The organism is Streptomyces bauhiniae, assembly GCF_004784475.1.
Taxonomy (GTDB): Bacteria; Actinomycetota; Actinomycetes; order Streptomycetales; family Streptomycetaceae; genus Streptomyces; species Streptomyces seoulensis.
The window spans coordinates 19,272-37,636 of record NZ_SRRT01000008.1 but is presented as its reverse complement, the minus strand read 5'-3'; the positions used below and the strand labels follow the sequence as shown (position 1 = coordinate 37,636).

General features: G+C 73.2%; 12 protein-coding genes. 6 read left to right on the top strand and 6 right to left on the bottom strand.

Annotation, left to right across the window (positions count from 1 at the left end):
* The first annotated feature begins 100 nt into the window (after window positions 1-100).
* The 4 genes from E5083_RS25215 to E5083_RS25200 all read left to right on the top strand — a co-directional run bounded on the left by E5083_RS25215 (window position 101) and on the right by E5083_RS25200 (window position 8,087).
* The gene (locus E5083_RS25215) at window positions 101-793 is read left to right on the top strand and encodes a GntR family transcriptional regulator (protein WP_135787999.1); all 693 of its coding nucleotides are present in this window, start codon (window positions 101-103) and stop codon (window positions 791-793) included.
* A gap of 96 nt (window positions 794-889) precedes the next feature.
* On the top strand, window positions 890-2,419 hold the full coding sequence (locus tag E5083_RS25210; protein WP_135787998.1) for a hypothetical protein: 1,530 nt from the start codon (window positions 890-892) through the stop codon (window positions 2,417-2,419).
* A 94-nt stretch (window positions 2,420-2,513) separates the two neighbouring features.
* Window positions 2,514-3,386, top strand: a complete 873-nt coding sequence (locus tag E5083_RS25205) for a hypothetical protein (RefSeq protein ID WP_135787997.1) — start codon at window positions 2,514-2,516, stop codon at window positions 3,384-3,386.
* A gap of 39 nt (window positions 3,387-3,425) precedes the next feature.
* Entirely contained in the window at window positions 3,426-8,087 is a 4,662-nt protein-coding gene (locus E5083_RS25200) for a hypothetical protein (RefSeq protein WP_135787996.1), read from the top strand.
* Window positions 8,088-8,146: 59 nt separating this feature from the next.
* Here E5083_RS25200 and E5083_RS25195 read toward each other — a convergent pair whose 3' ends face one another.
* The 5 genes from E5083_RS25195 to E5083_RS25175 all read right to left on the bottom strand — a co-directional run bounded on the left by E5083_RS25195 (window position 8,147) and on the right by E5083_RS25175 (window position 15,587).
* The gene (locus tag E5083_RS25195) at window positions 8,147-9,691 is read right to left on the bottom strand and encodes an APC family permease (RefSeq protein WP_135787995.1); all 1,545 of its coding nucleotides are present in this window, start codon (window positions 9,689-9,691) and stop codon (window positions 8,147-8,149) included.
* A 61-nt stretch (window positions 9,692-9,752) separates the two neighbouring features.
* Entirely contained in the window at window positions 9,753-10,883 is a 1,131-nt protein-coding gene (locus tag E5083_RS25190) for an aromatic ring-hydroxylating oxygenase subunit alpha (protein WP_135787994.1), read from the bottom strand.
* A complete protein-coding gene (gene solA / locus E5083_RS25185) occupies window positions 10,880-12,049 on the bottom strand; it encodes an N-methyl-L-tryptophan oxidase (protein ID WP_135787993.1) in 1,170 nt (389 codons plus the stop codon). Before solA ends, E5083_RS25190 begins: the two co-directional genes overlap by 4 nt.
* A 37-nt stretch (window positions 12,050-12,086) precedes the next feature.
* Entirely contained in the window at window positions 12,087-14,567 is a 2,481-nt protein-coding gene (locus E5083_RS25180) for a GcvT family protein (protein WP_135787992.1), read from the bottom strand.
* A 276-nt stretch (window positions 14,568-14,843) separates the two neighbouring features.
* A complete protein-coding gene (locus tag E5083_RS25175; RefSeq protein WP_135788293.1) occupies window positions 14,844-15,587 on the bottom strand; it encodes an IclR family transcriptional regulator in 744 nt (247 codons plus the stop codon).
* Between the two features lie 371 nt (window positions 15,588-15,958).
* On the opposite strand from E5083_RS25175, the gene E5083_RS25170 reads away from it, so the two are divergent.
* Together E5083_RS25170 and E5083_RS25165 are read left to right on the top strand one after the other, a co-directional pair.
* Entirely contained in the window at window positions 15,959-16,282 is a 324-nt protein-coding gene (locus tag E5083_RS25170; protein WP_135787991.1) for a bifunctional 3-phenylpropionate/cinnamic acid dioxygenase ferredoxin subunit, read from the top strand.
* A 31-nt stretch (window positions 16,283-16,313) separates the two neighbouring features.
* Entirely contained in the window at window positions 16,314-17,474 is a 1,161-nt protein-coding gene (locus E5083_RS25165; protein WP_208754152.1) for an NAD(P)/FAD-dependent oxidoreductase, read from the top strand.
* Between the two features lie 23 nt (window positions 17,475-17,497).
* Here the strand turns inward: E5083_RS25165 and E5083_RS25160 are convergent, their stop codons facing one another.
* Complete coding sequence (locus tag E5083_RS25160; protein ID WP_135787990.1) at window positions 17,498-18,028, bottom strand: hypothetical protein; 531 nt, start codon at window positions 18,026-18,028, stop codon at window positions 17,498-17,500.
* Window positions 18,029-18,365 lie beyond the last annotated feature (337 nt).

Here is an 18,365-nt window from a genome sequence, read left to right as displayed (position 1 = left end):
GTGCGGTTCGGTGAGCCGTGCCGAGCACCGTAGAGGATCGTTCAACGATCCTTCAATGGGTACGTTGTCCCGGCCCCGGCTCTGCGGTTGAATTCCGGGCATGGCAGAGCAACTCGGTCAACTGGCCGACGACCGCGCCCTCCTGGGCCGTACCAGCACCGCCGAACGCGTCTCCGACATCCTCCGGAGCCGGATCGCGGAGGGCTATTTCCCGCCAGGCACCCGGCTGTCGGAGGACAGCATCGGCGGCGCCCTCGGGGTGTCCCGCAACACCCTGCGCGAGGCGTTCCGGCTGCTCACCCATGAACGGCTGCTGGTCCACGAGCTCAACCGGGGCGTCTTCGTCCGGGTGCTCAGCGTCGCGGACGTGGAGGACATCTACCGCACCCGCGCGCTGGTCGAGTGCGCCGTCGTACGCGGCCTCGGCGAGCCCCCGTACGCCCTGGACGGACTCGCCGGGGCGGTCGCCGAGGGGGAGTCGGCGGCGCGGGAAAGTGACTGGAAATCGCTGGGGACGGCCAACTTCCACTTCCACCGGGAACTGGTCGCGCTGGCCCGCAGCGAGCGCACCGACGAGCTGATGCGCAGCGTCTTCGCCGAACTCCGGCTCGCCTTCCACCACGTGGACCACCCGCGCCGCCTCCACGAGCCCTACCTCGCCCGCAACCGCCAGATCCTCGACGCCCTGCGCACCGGCGACCGGGCGGGGGCGGAGGAACTGCTGTCGACCTATCTCGCGGACTCCCTCGAACGAGTGCTGGAGGTCTACCGCCGCCGGGTCGACGAACAGTGAGACGCCGTCCCGTCAGGGGCGTCTCGTGCCGCTGTGACGGCCGTCGCTTCCACACCGTTTGGGTGGTTGTCGGACCGAGGACCTAATCTGTGCACCGTGACTTCGCCTGCACCGACGGACCGCGTTCCGCCCCAGCTCAGCGCGGCGCCGCGCCCCGCGCCGGGCCCGGCCGCCGACGAGGGGCTGGCGCGGCGGCTGCGCGCGCTCGCCTGCACGGCCCCGCTGCACGACCTGGACGCCCGCAAGGCCAACCTGGCCGGTGAGTACTCGACGTACGGCATGGCCGAGGTGGCGCTCGCCGCCATCGACCTCGTCACGCTCAACATGGACTTCGACACCGGCGCCGACCACGAGCAGATCGTCGCCCGGCTCGTCCCGCGCATCGCCGCCCAGGCCCCCCACCGCACCACCGCCGAGCACGAGCGGGTGGCCCGCTGGGTGCTGGAGAACCTGATCAACGTGGGCAGCGCCGACCGCGGCTTCCGCGCGGTGTACGGCACCTTCGCCTCCGACGGCAGCTACGTCCGCCGCGACTACGACTTCAAGCTCATCGAAGAGGTCCCGGGCCCCGGCGGCACGGTGTACCTGCGCACCACCGACGAAGCCGTCAACGTCCTGGTCGGCGCCCTCGACACCGATGTCACCAGCGCCCAGATCGCCGCCGAGGTCAAGCTGGAGGTGCTGATCAACCGGGGCCGGCTGGCCGACGCCCAGCTCGCCGCCGAGCAGGCCCGCTACCGCACCGTGCAGTACTCCGAGACCCTGCGCCGCGCCCTGGACGCCACCCGGCGCAACGTCCGCGCGGTCGACTGGCTCAACTCCGTGCCCGACATGATCGCCGAGGCGCTGGACCACGTGGCCGACCGCTACCGCCACGAGAACGCGATCCTCACCAACATCCGCAAGGCCCGCGACGAGACGGAGGAGCCGGAGCACAAGCGGCGCGCGGCCGAGCTGGTCGACATCGTCAAGGACTGCATCCGGCGCCACACCCAGCTCCAGTCGCGGCTGCTGGAGGCGGGGCCGCTGTTCCGGGCGGAGCAGGACCGGCAGGCGTTCGCCACGCCGACCGGGACCTCCGGGCTCGACCTGTACGGGCATGTGGTCGCGCCCGTCCTGCCGTTGCCGCTTGAACGGGCGATCCGGGTCACCGACGCGTTCTTCGGCAGCGGGGTGGGGTTGCGTACACCGGTGTCGGTGCGGGTCGGGGATCTGGTCGACATTCTGCTGACTCCGCCGGTCGAGCGGGAGCACTTGGGCGCGGAGATGCCGGAGCCGGATCTCATCGCCACGCCGGACGACAGTCGGTTCTCCGAGGAGCAGGTCGCTGCGGCTCGGGCCTTGCTGGATCTGCCGGCCGACGCTCCTCGGAGGTTGTCGGGGCTGCTGGCCGAGGCTCGGGCCGCTGAGGGGTTCGAGCTGGCGTATCTCGTTGCGCTGATGGCTATTCATGCGGCCAGTCCGGCTGTGGGGACCGCTTATCGGCAGGGGGAGGCGAAGCTGTTGTTCGCCGTCGATGACGGTACGGAGTTGGATGATCCTGACTTCGGTGGGGCGGATCTGATCGTTGGGACCGCCTTGTTGGACGCCGTTGGGATGGCCAGCGATCGGGCGGTGGCCGGGTGAGTGGCTTTCCCGCCGTCGTGGCTTGTCGCGCAGTTCCCCGCGCCCCTGGGTGGGCTGCGGTGGCCCCCCGTTTCAAAGTTGAGGAGTTTGCGTCGTGACCGAGCACGTCGAGTGGAGTGACGTCGAAGCGCCGGCGGCGGCGCCGGCCGTTACGCCCGCCGACGCCGCCGACGCGGCGCGGCTGGTGGCGTTCGGGTTGCAGCCGAAGCTGCAGCCCGCGCGGGATCAGGAGTACACCGAGCTGTTGCGGCGGTACCGGGAGGACGGGGCGTTCGCGCGGCTGGCCGATGCCGTGGCGACCGGGCTGGGGCTCGTGGTGCTGGAGGTGTCGGCGCGGGCCGGGATGGCCGTGACGGCCGCCGAGGACTCGGTGTTCGCGGTGCGGATGGGCGACTACGCCCGCCGTACCACCGCCGACTCCGCCGACCGGTTCCTGCACGGGCTGGCCCATCTGGCCGTGGCCGCGCTGGCGTTCCCCCGGCCCGAGGACCTGGCCGACGACTCCTACATCGGGCGCGTCACGGTCAACGGCGTGGACGCCTTCGTACGGCAGGCGTGCCGCAGGCTGGAGGAGCGGGCCGAGGAGTCCGGGGAGAACACCGACCCGGTGACCGACGCCCCCGGTCTGGAGGCCGCCTGGCGGATCTGGGCCCGGCGCAGCGCCACCGGCGCCACCAAGGACGCCCGCCGCCCGGCCGCCTCCACCACCGGCATCGTCGCCAAGGCGCTCGGCTTCCTCACCGAGTCCGGGTTCCTCCAGCGCACCGGCGACGACCACGGCGGCACCTACCGGACCACCGCCCGCTACCAGTTGCAGGTGCGGGACATGGCGGGCGGCGCCGCGCTCAGCGAACTGCTGGAGCTGGGCGTGGTGACCGAGACCGGCGGCACCGCCACCCTGCTGCCCGCCGAGGACACCGACGACCTGGACCTGGTCGCCGACGCCGGACTGCCCTTCCACTCCTGACCCGCCCGCACCTTTTCGAAGACCTCACGAGAGTCCGCCATGTACGAGCTGTCCCGCGTCCGCCTCTACTCCATCGGGCCCGCCGGCGCGCGCTACGCCGACACCGTGCTCGACATGCGCGGCGTGGGCGCCCCCGTGCCCGATCCGGCGCCCACGCAGGCGGAGTTCTTCGAGGAGGAGCCGGTCGGCCCGCCGCGCCGGCCCGCGCCCGCCGGAGTGCTGTTCCTGGAGAACGGCGGCGGCAAGTCCGTCCTGCTGAAGCTGATCTTCTCGGTGATGCTGCCCGGCCACCGCAACACCCTGGGCGGCGCCAGCTCCGGCGTGCTGCGCAAGTTCCTGCTCGCCGACGACTGCGGGCATGTCGCGCTGGAGTGGCAGCACGTGCAGACCGGCGAGTGCGTGGTCGTCGGCAAGGTCAGCGAGTGGCGCGGGCGCCAGGTCTCCAACGACCCGCGCAAGTTCGCCGAAGCCTGGTACTCCTTCCGGCCCGGTCCCGGTCTGAGCCTGGACAACCTGCCGGTCGCGGAGTCCACCGCCGTACGGCCGCTGGTGGAGGGCGCCTCCGGGGCGCAGGGGCGCCGGCGCACCATGAAGGGCTTCCGGGACGCCCTCACCGAGGCGGGCAAGAACTATCCGCACCTGGAGGCGCACTGGGAGGAGACCCACGAGCGCTGGACCGAGCACCTCGGCGACCTGGGTCTGGACCCCGAACTCTTCCGCTACCAGCGGGAGATGAACGCCGACGAGGGTGAGGCGGCCGGCCTCTTCGCGGTCAAGAAGGACTCCGACTTCACCGACCTCCTGCTGCGCGCCGTCACCGACACCCGTGACACCGACGGTCTCGCGGACCTCGTGAGCGGCTTCGGCAACAAGCTCGGCCGCCGCGCCGAACTCATCGCCGAACGGGACTTCACCGCGGGCTCGGTCGACCTGCTCGGCCGGATCGTCGAGGCCGCCGACGCCCGCACCCGCGCGCGGGAGGTGCACACCGGTGCCGAGCGCCGTACCCGCACCCTGGCCCGGCGGCTGTCCGCGCGGGCCGTGCGCGAGCGGGTCCGCGCCACCGACCTCGCCCAGCGGGTCACGGCCGCCGCCGACACCGTCACCCACTCCGAGGGCGCCCGTGAGCGCAGCTCGCTGATCGCGGCCGAACTCGCCTACCGGCACGCCTCGTTGGCGCTCGCCGCCGCCGAGAAGGCCGCCGCCGCGCAGAAGCGCGAGCTGGCCGACGCCCGTACCCTGTACGCCGCCTGGCAGGCCGCCGAGGCCGTGCTGCGGCACCGCGCCGCCGCCGACCGGGTCGCCCGTGTCTCCGCCGCCATCCAGGAGGCCGAGCGGGACGCCGCCCCCGCGCTCGCCGCCCGCGCCAGGGCCGCCGTCGACCTCGTACGCGCCCTGCACGCGGCCGCCGAGAACGCCGAGGCGCTCGCCAACGAGGAGGAGGAGCGCTCCGCCGCGCTCCAGGAGGTCAGCGACGCCGCGTACCGCGACTCCACCGCCGCCGCCACCGACGCCCAGCGGGCCCGCAGCGAGATCGGGCACCTGCGCCAGCGGCTCACCGAGGTCGAGCAGGAGACGGCCGAGGCGGTGCGCGCGGGCTGGCTGGACGACAGCGCCCCGGACGCCGACCCCGCGCGGGCCGCGCTCGCCGCGAGCGACGCCGAGAAGACGGCCGTCGCCGCCTGGGACACCGCCCGCGAGGCGGCCCGCGCGGCCGTCGAGCACGCCCGCGAGACGGCCGCCGCCGAGTCCCGCGCCGAACTCACCGCCGCCCGCGCGGCCGACGCGGCCACCGCCGCCGAGCGCGCCCACGACGCCGAGCGCCGGCTCGCGGAGGCGCTGGCCGCCGAGGACCGCCTCGCGGAGCTGCTCAGCCTGCCTGCCGCCGGTGCCGCGCGCTCCGCCATCCCGGCCCCGCGCGACGGCTCCGAGTCGGGTGAGCCCGTACGCGACAGCGCCGACGGGGGACCGCTCACCGCCGAGGAACTCGACCGCTACGCCGACGAGTTGCGCGGCCTCCTGGACGACGCGGTGTCCGCCGCCGAGCGCACCCTGTTCGACCTGCGCACCGCCGCCGCCGACGACACCCGCATCCTCTCCGCGCTCGGCGACGGCGGCCTGCTGCCGCCCGGCCCCGACGTGCTGGCCACCGTGGAATACCTGGGCGAGCACGGCATCCCCGCGCTGCCCGGCTGGCGCTACCTCGCCCAGGCCGTCGACCCCGCCGACCACGCGCGCGTGCTCGCCACCCGCCCCGAGCTGGTCGACGGTGTGATCATCACCGACCCGGACACCCACGCCCGCGCCCGCGAGGCCCTGGGCGAGGCGGCCCTGCTGCCCCGCTCGGCCGTCGCCGTCGGCACCGCCGCCGCCCTGCTCGCCCCGGCCCCCGCCGCCGAGGCACAGCCCACCGACGTCTTCCTCGTGCCGCCGAACCCGGCCATGCACGACGAGCACGCCGCCGACGAGGAACGCCAGGCCCTGCGCGCGCGGGCCACCGAACGCGACGACGAGATCCGCGCGCTCGCCGCCCGCCTCGGCAAGGACCGCGAACTCGCCGCCCGGCTCGCCTCCTGGCGCACCGGCTGCCCGGCCGGCCGGATCGTCGAACTCGCCGCCGGCGCCGAGGAGGCCCGCGCCTTCGCCGACGAGACCGAGGCCGAACTCACCGAGGCCCGCACCGCCCGCGCGGAGGCCGAGGAGGCCGCCGCCGAGGCAACCGGGCTGCGCGACGAACGCCAGGAGGCCGCCCAGCGCGCCAGCCGCGTCGCCGATGCCCTCGCCGGACTCGCGCACCGGCTGCGCGAACGCGCCACCTGGCAGGTCAAGCTCCGCGAACTGGCCGACGACGCAGCCGAGTCCGAGGCCCGTACCCAGTCCTTCCTGGAGCGCGCCCGCGCCGCCGACGAGGACCGGCGCGCCACCCAGCGCGGCGCCGACGACGCCCGCCGCACCGCCCGCGCCCTGCGCGCCGAGCGCGCCGAGATCGCGGGCGCCCCGGACGACGTGCCCGAGGCGCCTGACACCGACGGCGGCGCCCCGAAGGCGTCCCTGCCCGCGCTGCGCGAGGCGTACCGGGCCGCGTCCCAGGTGTACGAGAAGGTCGGCGTCGGTGCCGACCTGCGCGCCGAGCAGGCCCGCGCGGAGAGCGACGAGAGCGCCGCCCGCACCGACCTGGACCGGCTCAGCAACAAGGTCCGCACCCGCGCCGAACAGCTCCTTGAGTCGACCGACGGCTCCGACGGCCCCTCCCGGCAGGCGGCCGCCGCCCGCGCCGATGAGCTGGTGCAACTGCTGGAGACCCGCATGTCCACGGCGAGCGAACAGCTCGGCCGGCTGCGCGGCGAGACCGAACGGCTCGCCCCCGAGGACGGCGACGCCCACACCGAGCTGCCCGAGGACCTTCAGCCGCGCGACGCCGAGCACGCCCAGGCCCTGCTGCGCACCGCCACCGCCGAACTCGCCACCCGCACCCAGGCGTTGACCGAGGCCCGCGACGCGCACGCCGAACTCCAGCAGGCGCACCGCACCGCCGAGGACGGCGCGGGCGGCTTCGACGAGATCGCGGCGATGCTCCGCGACCTGCTGCGCGAACCGGCCGCCCAGGACGAAGGGGACGAGCGGGAGGACCCCGAGCCCTACCCCGGCACCCTGGAGGAGGCCCGGCAGTCCGCCGCCGAGGCCCGCCGCTCGCTGCGCGGCTGCGCCGCCGACCTCTCCGCCGCCGACACCGCCGTCCGCGAGGCGAGCGACATCCTGGTCCGGCACGCCAACTCCACCCGCTACGAGCAGGTCCGCACCCCGGCCCGGCAGCAGATCCGCGAACTGCCCGCCGCCGCGCTGCCCGAGCACGCCCAGAAGTGGGCCGACGCCTTCGCGCCCCGGCTGCGCGTCCTCACCGACGAGCTGGCCCAGCTTGAGCGCAACCGCGACTCGATCGTGGACCGGCTGCGCGGCCTGGTCGAGTCCTCCCTCGCCACCCTGCGCTCCGCCCAGCGGCTCTCCCGGCTGCCGGAGGGGCTCGGCGAGTGGTCCGGGCAGGAGTTCCTCCGTATCCGGTTCGAGGAGCCCGACCAGGCGACCCTCACCGAGCGGCTCGGCGAGGTCATCGACGAGGCCACCCGGGCCGCCGTCAAGAAGAACTCCGACCTGCGCCGCGACGGCATGTCCCTGCTGCTGCGCGGGGTCGCGGCCGCCCTCCAGCCCAAGGGCGTCGCGGTGGAGATCCTCAAGCCGGACGCGGTGCTGCGCGCCGAGCGGGTCCCGGTCGGCCAGATGGGTGACGTGTTCTCCGGCGGCCAGCTCCTCACCGCGGCCATCGCGCTGTACTGCACGATGGCCGCGCTGCGCTCCAACGACCGGGGCCGCGACAAGCACCGGCACGCCGGCACGCTGTTCCTGGACAACCCCATCGGCCGCGCCAACGCGACGTACCTGCTGGAGCTGCAGCGGGCCGTGTCCGACGCGCTCGGTGTTCAGCTCCTGTACACCACGGGCCTGTTCGACACCACCGCGCTGGCCGAGTTCCCGCTGGTCATCCGGCTGCGCAACGACGCCGACCTCCGGGCCGGGCTGAAGTACATCAGCGTGGAGGAGCACCTCCGCCCCGGTCTGCCGCAGCAGCGGCAGGACGGGGACGCGGTACGCAGTGAGATCACCGCGACCCGGATGTACAAGCGGCCTTCGGCGGGCGTGTCGTAGGAGGCAGTGGGAAGCTGCGGGCCGGTGGGGGCCGGTCGCGCAGTTCCCCGCGCCCCTGTTCAGTCGGACGCGGGCACAGGCGTCTCCAGCCGGTGCTCCGCCAGCACCCCCGTCCGGTGCCGCTGGACGAACCAGTAGTACGCGAAGCCGCCGCCCGCGATCACCGCGACGAACAGCACCGCACCCCAGCGCAGGTACCAGTGGTGCGGCGGGGCCGCGTTGTAGACGGCGGCGCGCGGCCAGATCAGGTTGAGGGTCATCCCCGCGCCCCACACCACCGCGACCACATTGACGACAAGACCCCAGCGGCCCAGCGAGAACCGCCCCTCCCCGGCCGGGGTCCACCGGCCGCGCAGCCGCGCCACCAGCATCGGCGCGGTCACCCCGAGGTAGGCCAGGTAGATCATGATGATGCCGATGCTGGTCACCACGGTGAAGATCTGCGGCTGACGGATGTTGACCACCAGGATCGCCAGCGCCAGCACTCCGATCACCACGGCCGGCACCACCGGGGTCCGGAAGCGCGGGCTCACGCGGGCCAGCACCGAGGACGCGGGCAGGTTGTTGTCCCGTGCCATGGCGAACGCCAGCCGGATCGCCGCCGTGTGCACGGCCAGCGCGCACACCGTGACCGCGATCAGCACGCACCACAGCATCCCCTTGCCGGCCGTCGGCCCGAGCACGTCCAGCACCACGTACTGGAGCCCGTCCGTCGACAGCTTGTCGCCCTTGAGGCTGGAGACGCTCATCAGCGCCAGCAGCAGCACCAGACCGCCCAGCACGAACGAGGCGATGACCGCCCGCAGGATGGCGCGGGGCGCGTTCCGGGACGGGTTCAGCGACTCCTCCCCGAGCGAGGCGGCGGTGTCGAAGCCGTACATCACGTACGCCGACGCCAGCGACGCCACCAGGAACGCGCCGAGGTAACCGGCGCCGTGGCCCGCGCCGGTGCCGTTGGTCTCCAGCACGACCTGCGGGCCACGGGTGATGTGGACGGCCAGCATGACGATCAGCACCACACTGGCGACCAGCTCGATGAACACCCCCGCGGTGTTGATCCTGGCCATCAGCTTCACCCCGAAGGCGTTGACCAGCGTGGTGAACAGGATCAACACGGCGGCCAGCACCACCGCGTTGGTCGCCACGTCGTAGGTGCCGGTGCCGTCGCCGACGAACTGGAAGGCGGACGATATCTGCGGCAGCGTGAGCTGGTAGGCGAGCGCCACCGCAGCGATCGACACGATGGACGCGACCAGCATCATCCATCCCGCCAGCCAGCCGAGGTGCGGATTGCCGATCCGCTTCGACCAGTTGTAGACCGAGCCCGCCACCGGATGCCGGGCCGCCAGCTCCGCGAAACAGAGGGCCACCGCGAACTGGCCCACGAACACCATCGGCCACGACCACCAGTAGGCGGGACCGCCGCTGCCGTAGCCGAAGTAGAACAACTGGAAGGTGCCGGTCAGGATCGAGATGTAGCTGATCCCGGCGGCGAAGGTGTGGAAGTTGCCCAGCGTGCGCTTCAGTTCGGGCCGGTACCCGAACTCCGCGAGTTCGCTGTCGTCGTGCCCGTGCGTGCCGGACGGCGGTGCTGCCTTGGTCATCGGTGTGACTCCTGGGGGCAGAGGGAAACGGGAGCGGCCGTGTCCTACCCCGCTTCGGCGCTCACGGAGCCTGTTCGCCCAGCTTCTCCAACAGCCATCCATGGAACGCCCCGATGTGGTGCTCGGTCGGCACCAGCACCCCGCCCCCGCGATAGGCGCGCGAGGACATCGCCGGCTGGGTGCGCTCGCACGCCGCGAAGTCCTGGACGTTGACCCGGTGGAACAGCTCCGCCGACTTCGACACATCGGCCCCGGACGCCACCACCTCGGGCGCGTACAGCCAGTCGCACTCCACCACCGTGCGGTCCTCGGCCAGCGGGAACATCCGGTGCAGGATGACGTGGTCGGGGACGAGGTTGACGAAGACGTTGGGCCGGACGGTGAGGGCGTAGTAGCGGCGGTCCTGCTCCTCGGCCACCTCCGGGAGCCGGCCGAAGCCCGCGCTGCCGTCCACCGTGAACCCCGCCACGCCCGCGCCGAACTCCGCGCCGTGGCCCACGTAGTACTGGGCCGCGTAACCGTCCGCGAACTCCGGGAGCACCTCGGTGAGTTCGGGGTGGATGGTGGCGCAGTGGTAGCACTCCATGAAGTTCTCGACGATCAGCTTCCAGTTGGCCCGTACGTCATAGGTGACCCGTTTGCCGAGGGCCAGGTGCTCGGTGCCGTAGTGCTCGATGGCCGCCGGGTCGCCCAGCCGCTCCACGGCCGCGTGCCGGACGGTCTCCTCGAAGGACGGCGGTTCGTCGGCCAGGCACACCCAGGCGTAGCCCAGCCACTCCCGCAGGGCGACCTTGATCAGCCCGTACCGGTCCCGGTCCACGTCCGGCATCTTCGTCAGGTTGGGCGCCGCGACCAGCTTGCCGTCGAGCCCGTACGTCCAGGCGTGGTACGGGCATTGGAGGCTGCGGCGGACCTCGCCGGACTCCTCGGTGCACAGCCGGGCGCCCCGGTGCCGGCAGACATTGAGGAAGGCCCGCAGCGCGCCGGTGCGGTCGCGGGTGACCAGCACGCTCTCCCGGCCGACCCGCACGGTACGGAAGGCGCCGGGCCGGTCCAGGTCGGCGCTGCGTACCGCGCAGAACCACATCGACTCCAGCAGCGCCTCCTGTTCGCGGCGGAAGACCTCGGGGTCGGTGTAGTAGCGGCCGGGGAGGGTGGCGATCAGGCTGGGGGAGACCGGAGTCGTCGTCATGGCTGGGCTCCTCGGGCGGCCGGGGCGGTCAGGCGGGCGGGGTCGAACAGGCCGGTCGGGTGCGGGGTGGAGCCGGTCAGTGCCAGGTCGGCCAGGATCTCGCCGACGACCGGCACGAACTTGAAGCCGTGCCCGGAGAAACCGCAGGCCACGGTGACCGACTCCGGATGCGCGGGGTGCCGGGCGATCACGAAGTGCTCGTCCGGGGTGTTGGAGTACATGCAGGTGGCGGCCTTCAGGAAGGTGCCGGGCAGGTCCGGGATCAGCCGGGCCATGTGGTCCGCCATGGCCCGCACCTCGTGTGCGTGCACGGTCCGGTCGATGGTCTCCGGCGTGGTGTGCTGCCCCTTGCGGAAGAACGCCACCTTGGCGCCCTGCTCGGGGCCGTCGATGGCGGGGAAGCCGTACACCTGGATGCCGTCCGCGTCCTCCCAGATGTAGACGGGGTGCCGCTCCGGCTCGAACGGCCTGGTGCCGCCCGTCGGCTGGAACCAGTACATGACCTGCCGCTCCACGGTGATCGGCACCCCGAGGTCCGCGAGCAGCCGGGGCGCCCAGGCGCCGGGGCAGATCACCAACTGCCCGGCCGTGTAGGTGTTCTCGCCGGTGTGCACGCGCACCCCGTCCCGGTACGGCTCCCAGCGCACCACCGGCTCCTCGAAGCGCAGCTCCGCGCCCTGCCGGGTGGCCAACTGGAGGTGGGCGGCGACCATGTTCTCCGGGCGCAGCAGCCCCGCCTTCGCCTCGAAGAGGGCCACCTCGTCGTCGGCCGGGGCCAGAGTGGGGAAGCGGCGCCGGATCTCCTTGGCGTCCAGCATCTCGTGGGGGAGGCCCCACTCGGTGGCCGAGCGCAGCGAGCCGGAGACGGTACGGGAGTCCGGGCGGCCGACCATCGCGCCGCCGCAGAGGATGGAGACGTCCCGGCCGGTGGCCCGCTCCAGCTCCTCGTACAGCTCGTAGGCGCGGAGCAGCAGGGGTACGTACGCCGGGTCCTCGAAGTAGGACTGGCGGGTGATGCGGGAACCGCCGTGGCTGGAGCCCCGGTTGTGCACCGGGCCGAACTTCTCCAGCCCGAGCACGCGGGCGCCGCGTGCGGAGAGGTGGTGGGCGGCGGCGCTGCCCATGCCGCCCAGGCCGATGACGATCACGTCGTAGGTGGGGGACACTTCTGTCGGACCTCCTGGGGTGGTTCCGGGCGGACTGTCAGCGGCGGATGCGGGTCATCTCCGGGTCGAACAGCGGCTCCTCGGCGACGGTCGCGGGGACCTTCTCGCCGAAGTACGCGATGTGTACGCCGGTGCCGGGGGCGAGGCCCGCCGGGAGCCACGCGTAGGCGACGCACCGGCCCAGCGTGTAGCCGTAGGACGCGCTGGTCACGTAGCCCGCCGTCGTGCCGTCGACCGACACCGGTTCGCTGCCGAGTACCACGGCGGCCGGGTCGTCCAGCAGCAGCGGGGTGAGCCTGCGGGCGGGCTCGGGACGGTCGCTCAGGGCGTCGCGGCCTGCGAAGTCGCCCTTGTCCATCCGGACGGCGAAGCCGACGCCCGCCTCGGCCGGGGTGTGCTCGGTGGTCATGTCGGTGCCCCAGGCGCGGTAGCCCTTCTCCAGCCTCAGCGAGTTGAAGGCGGAGCGGCCGGCCGCGATCACCCCCAGCTCCTGGCCCGCCTCCCAGAGGGTGTCCCAGAGCCTGAGGCCCAGGTCGGCGGTGGTGTACAGCTCCCAGCCCAGCTCGCCCACGTAACTCAAGCGCAGGGCGGTGACGGGGACATGGCCGATATGGGTGCGCTTGGCCCGGAAGTAGCCGAAGCCCTCGTGGGAGAAGTCGTCCCCGGTCAGCGGCTGGACCAGGGCGCGGGCCAGCGGGCCCCAGACGCCGATGCAGCAGGTGCCGGGGGTGACATCACGGATGTGGACGTCGGCGGGGGCGTGCCGGAGGAGGTGGTCGAGGTCGGCGGGGGAGTTGGCGCCGATCTGGAAGTGGTCCTCGGCGAGGCGGGCCACGGTGAGGTCGGAGCGGATGCCGCCGGTTTCGTCCAGGAGGAGGGTGTAGGTGACGGCGCCGGGCTTCTTGCGGAGCTTGTTGGTCGTCATGCGGTCGAGGAAGTCGAGGGCGCCGGGGCCGGTCACCTCCAGGCGGCGCAGGGGAGTCATGTCGTAGAGGGCGACGCGCTCGCGGGTGGCGTGGGCCTCGGCGGCTGCGATGGGGGACCAGTAGCGGGCCGACCAGGGGTCGCGCTCGGGCGGCTCCGCGCCGAGAGAAGCCACGAGCGGGGCGTTCGCCTCGTACCAGTGGGGGCGCTCCCAGCCGCCGCCCTCCAGGAAGAACGCGCCGAGCTGCTCCTGCCGGGCGTGGAAGGGGCTGACGCGCAGTGGGCGTGGACGCTCCATCGGTTGGAGGGGGTGGGTGACGTCGTACACCTCGATGAACTGCTGTGAACCGCGTTCACGGACGTACGCGGGTGAACGCTGCGCTTCCTCGAATCGCGTGACAACGCAGTCGTGCAGGTCGATCGATGATCGGCCGTCAACCATCCATTCGGCTACCGCCCTGGCCACACCCGCCGAGTGTGTGACCCACACCGCCTCGGCCAGCCAGAAACCGCGCAGTTCACGCGCCTCCCCGAGCACCGGCATGCCGTCCGGCGTGAACGAGAACACCCCGTTGAACCCGCTCTCCACCTCCACCTCGCGCAACGCCGGCACCAGCCGCCGGGCATCCGTCCAGCTCGGCGCCCAGTCCTCCTCGGTGAAGGGATACGAGGACGGCATCTCCATCCCCCGCCCCCGCGCCTCCTCGTACCCCGGCACGCCGAACGGGTCCACGGGCAATGGCCGGTGCGCGTAGGAGCCGATGCCGATCCGGTCGTGGTGCTCCCGGAAGTACAGGTCCGCGTCCTGGAAGCGGAGGATGGGCAGGGTCGCCTCCGCACGCGCCCCGCTCAGCTCGGGCAGCGGCCGGGTCCGCGCGTACTGGTGCGCCAGCGGCTGCAACGGCACGTCGACCCCGGCCATCCGGCCGATCACCGGCCCCCAGAAGCCGGCCGCCGAGACGACATGGTCGGCCGGGAAGACGCCCCGGTCGGTGACGACGCCGGTGACCCGGCCGTCCGCCCGCTCGATGCCGGTGACGGTGTGCCGGTCGAGGAAACGGGCGCCGCGCGCGGCGGCGCGGTCGAGCTGGGCACGGCAGGCGGGCACCGCGCGGGCCAGGCCATCCTCCGGGGTGTGGAAGCCGCCCAGCACTACCGACTCGTCGAGCAGCGGCCAGAGTTCCTTGCAGCGGGCGGTGGTCACGACTTCGCCGCGCACGCCCCAGGCCGCGGCGAGCCCGGCCCTGCGGTGCAGGTCGGCGAGGCGCTCGGGGGTGGTGGCCAGCTCCAGGCCGCCGACCGGCTCGAAGCAGGGGACACCGTCGTGGCTGAGCGAGCCGAACTTCTCCACGGTGTACCGGGCGAACTCGGTCAGCGTCTTCGACGGGCTGGTCCGGAAGACGAGCCCCGGCGCGTGCGAGGTGGAGCCGCCGGGAGCGGGCAGCGGGCCCTGTTCGAGGACGGTGACGTCCGTCCAGCCGCGCGCGGTCAGCTCGTCGGCGAGGGAACAGCCGACGATTCCGGCGCCGATGATGACGACGCGCGGGGAGGTCTCGGGGGTCGGATGCGGACGGGCTTCGGGCGTTGCGGACATGCCCCTCCTTGTGCGGACGGGGGTGGGGGAGCCGGGAGCCGGGCTCTTCTGCTGTTGCGCAGTGCACGATGGGTTGCGTGGTGAGGAACATAGTGAGAACGCCATGACAGCACCGTCAAGAGGCGCGCGTTAAGCCTCGGCAAAACGCGTCCGGGCCGCCGAAACCGCCCGGACACACGGCCGGCCGAACCCCCTGCACACGGCGGCGCGGCACCGGGAACTCCCAGGTGCCGCGCCGTGATTGCCGGGCCGGCCGAACGTCCGCCCCGCCCTCCGTCAGAAGCCGTAGCCCATCCGCCGGGACAGCTCCTCGCCCGCCGCCGCCATCCGCTTCGCCACCACCGGCAGCCGCTCCGGGCCCAGCCGGTACACCGGCCCGGAGACGCTGATCGCCGCGATGACCTTGCCGTCGTGCGCCCGGATCGGCGCGGCGGCGGCCGCGAGACCCAGCTCCAACTCGTCGGTGGTCAGGGCGTATCCGCGCGCCACCACCGACTCCAGCTCGGTCCGCAGCAGGGCCGCGCCGGTGACCGTGCGCTCGGTGAACCGGGGCAGCGGCCGGGCGAGGAAGCCCTCGCGCAGGGTGGGCGGCATGTGCGCGAGCAGCACCTTGCCGCTGGAGGTGGCGTGCAGCGGGGTGCGCCGGCCGAGCCAGTTCTGCGCGGTGACGGAGGCGGTGCCGCGGGCCTGCATGACATTGACGGCTGCGTCGTCGTCCAGCACCGCGATGTTCACCGTCTCGCCGAGTTCGTCGGCGGCCTCGCGGCAGACGGGTACGCCCTCCTGGGAGATGTCCAGCCGGACCGCCGCCGCTCCGGCGAGGCGCAGCACCCCGGCGCCCAGGAAGTACTTGCCCCGGTCGCTGGCCTGGCTCACCAGGCCCCGGTTCTCCAGGACCCCGAGCAGCCGGAACGCGGTGGACTTGTGCACGTCCAGTTCCTCGGCGACCTCGGTGACACCGGCCTCACCGTGCCGGGCGAGGATTTCCAGCACGCTCACGGCGCGGTCCACCGACTGCACGGAACCGGCCGCGCCGCGACCTCTGTTCCGCTCCGGGGAATCGTCTTCCGCCCTGGTCTCGTCGCCGCGGTCGGACCGCTTCTGCGTGCGGCTCATGGCTCGACTCCCACCATCTGCCGGCCCGGTTCGGGCCGTGTCTGCGGGAAGCCCTTGACGCGACGGCCGTCCCGCGCGGATTCTGTTGCGCACAGCGCATGTTGATGCGCCCTGCGGAACATCATGTTACCGAAGCGTCCGTATCCCGGAAGGGGTGCGGATCACTTGGACCTGCCCGGTCCACCGCGTCACCGGCCCCTTGCCGCACCCTCGCCATCCCTGCCGTCTGCACCTGCCCGGTCCGGACCGAGCGTCCCGGACCGAGAGGGGGACTCATGATTCCCGTCTGCCGTCTCGAAGACCTCCCCGAGGGCGAGTCCGTCCGCCTGGACACCGCCCCGCCGATCGCCGTGTTCCACACCGACGACGGCTCCCTCTACGCCGTCGACGACACCTGCACCCACCAGGACGCCTCGCTCTCCGAGGGCTGGCTGGAGGGCTGCCTGATCGAATGCCCGCTGCACGCCGCCGCGTTCGACCTGCGCACCGGCGCCCCGACCTGCCTCCCGGCCCGGCACGCCCTGCGCACCCACCTCGTCACCGTGGACGACGGCGTGATCCACGTCCATGTCACGGCACGCGAGGGAACGGCCGCCTGAACGCGTCCCCGCGGACAAGGAGTCACCGCACATGAGGACCGTGACCATCGTCGGCGCCTCCCTCGCCGGTCTGTACGCGGCACGCGAGCTGCGCGCGCAGGGATACGACGGCCGCCTGGTCGTCGTCGGCGACGAACCGCATCCGCCCTACGACCGCCCGCCGCTCTCCAAGGATTTCCTCACCGGCCGCGCGGACGACGATCAACTCGCCCTGACGGACGCCGAGGAGACCGCCGGCCTCGACGCCGAGTGGCTGCTCGGCGTCCGCGCCCGGGGCCTCGACACCGGGGCCCGCACCGTCCTGCTGGCGGACGGCCGCACCCTCGCCACGGACGGCCTGGTCATCGCCACCGGCGCGAAGGCCCGCCCACTCCCCGGCGCCCACACCCTGCGCACCGTGGACGACGCCCGCGCCCTGCGCACCCGGCTCGCCGAGGGCCCACAGCGGGTCGTCGTGATCGGCGGCGGCTTCATCGGCGCCGAGACCGCCGCGTCCTGCGCCGCCCTCGGCCACGACGTCACCGTGCTCGAAGCCGCCCCGCTGCCCCTGCTGCCCCAACTCGGCCCGGAAATGGCCGCCGTGTGCGCCACGCTCCACCGCCGGGGCGGCGTACGGCTCCGCACCGGCATCGGAGTGACAGGCATCCGCCGCACCGGGTCGGCCACGGCCGTGGAGCTGGCCGACGGTCATACCCTCACCGCGGACCTCGTGATCGCCGGCATCGGCGCCGTCCCGAACACCGCCTGGCTGGCGGGCTCGACGCTGGCCCTCGGCGACGGTGTGCTCTGCGACGACGGCTGCGTGACCGCGTCGCCCCAGGTGGTCGCCGTCGGCGATGTGGCCCGCGTGGGCGGCGTACGCGCCGAGCACTGGACCTCGGCCGCCGAGCAGCCCCGCGTCGCCGTCACCAACCTGCTCGCCGGACGCACCCTCGCCACCCTGCGGCCGGTGCCCTACTTCTGGTCCGACCAGTACGGCTCCCGCATCCAGTTCGCGGGCCGTTGCCAGCCGGGGGACACCGTCCGTGTGACCGAGGGCGAACTCTCCGACGAAGGGCCGGGCGACGGAGGCTTCCTGGCCCGCTACGAACGCGAGGGCACCACCGTCGCCGTACTCGCGGTGAACCGCCCCCGGCCCTTCACCCGCGCCCGGCGCGCACTCGGGCGGGCCGTGGAGACCGCCACGACGTGAGCCCGCGCGGGGCACCCGTGACCTCAGGGGTGGGACAGCCGCTTCGCGCCGGCCCGCCTGGCTATCCGCTCCTGGTCCCGCCGCGCCGTGCGCTCGCGGCGCCGCGCCGCGCGGCGCTCCCGGCGGAGCTGCCGCGCCGTGCTGCTGGGCTCGGAGACCACTCCGTACCGCTGGTTCCAGACCTGGCGGGTCACCCAGACGTCGACCACCGCCCAGGTGGCCACCACCGTGCTCGCCACGCTGCTGATCACCATCGGGAACGCCGCCCAGGACCCGGCCAGCGTGCACAGGAACGCGACCATCGCCTGGATCAGCGTCACCGCGATGATCAGTACCGCCCGCACCGCGGCCGTACGCACCGGGTCCGCCATCCGGCGCCGCTTCGCGGGTTCTTCCACCCACAGCGGCCGGTACGCCGCCTGCTGCCGCCCGGCTCTCCCGACACCCGGCGTGCGCGCCGGTATCCCGCGCTCCGGACCCACCTGGCCCGGAATCCGCGCCGGGCGCTCCGCCACGCTCACCTCGGGCGCATCGCGCCGCTCAGCCGTGCCCATCACCGTGTCACTCCCCACCGCCGGCAAACCGCTCGCCCCGGAACCCGAAGGCCCCGACTCCCCAGTGGCTGCCCGGCTTGCGCTGTTTTACGCGGCCGGGGCGAAGGATGCGGCTGGTGTGGCCGATTCCCTCCCCGTCTCCCCATGTGAACGACGAACGAGGCGTCTCGAAGATTCCCGACTTGTGAAAATTTCCAGCCAACCGGTGTCCGTACTGTTTCGGCCCGCTTCCCCTGGACCCCTCCCGTCACGGCCGCAATCTCCCCCAATGCCCGGACAACTCGCCATCTACCGCCTGCCATAAGGGAGTTCACGCATCAGACGTGCCTTCGAGACA

Bases quoted from the DNA above. Each gene is read 5' to 3' on its own strand.
- E5083_RS25215 (WP_135787999.1), top strand. From the start codon at position 101: ATGGCAGAGCAACTCGGTCAACTGGCCGACGACCGCGCCCTCCTGGGC.
- E5083_RS25200 (WP_135787996.1), top strand. From the start codon at position 3,426: ATGTACGAGCTGTCCCGCGTCCGCCTCTACTCCATCGGGCCCGCCGGC.
- E5083_RS25195 (WP_135787995.1), bottom strand. From the start codon at position 9,691: ATGACCAAGGCAGCACCGCCGTCCGGCACGCACGGGCACGACGACAGC.
- E5083_RS25190 (WP_135787994.1), bottom strand. From the start codon at position 10,883: ATGACGACGACTCCGGTCTCCCCCAGCCTGATCGCCACCCTCCCCGGC.
- E5083_RS25180 (WP_135787992.1), bottom strand. From the start codon at position 14,567: ATGTCCGCAACGCCCGAAGCCCGTCCGCATCCGACCCCCGAGACCTCC.
- E5083_RS25170 (WP_135787991.1), top strand. From the start codon at position 15,959: ATGATTCCCGTCTGCCGTCTCGAAGACCTCCCCGAGGGCGAGTCCGTC.
- E5083_RS25165 (WP_208754152.1), top strand. From the start codon at position 16,314: ATGAGGACCGTGACCATCGTCGGCGCCTCCCTCGCCGGTCTGTACGCG.
- E5083_RS25160 (WP_135787990.1), bottom strand. From the start codon at position 18,028: ATGGGCACGGCTGAGCGGCGCGATGCGCCCGAGGTGAGCGTGGCGGAG.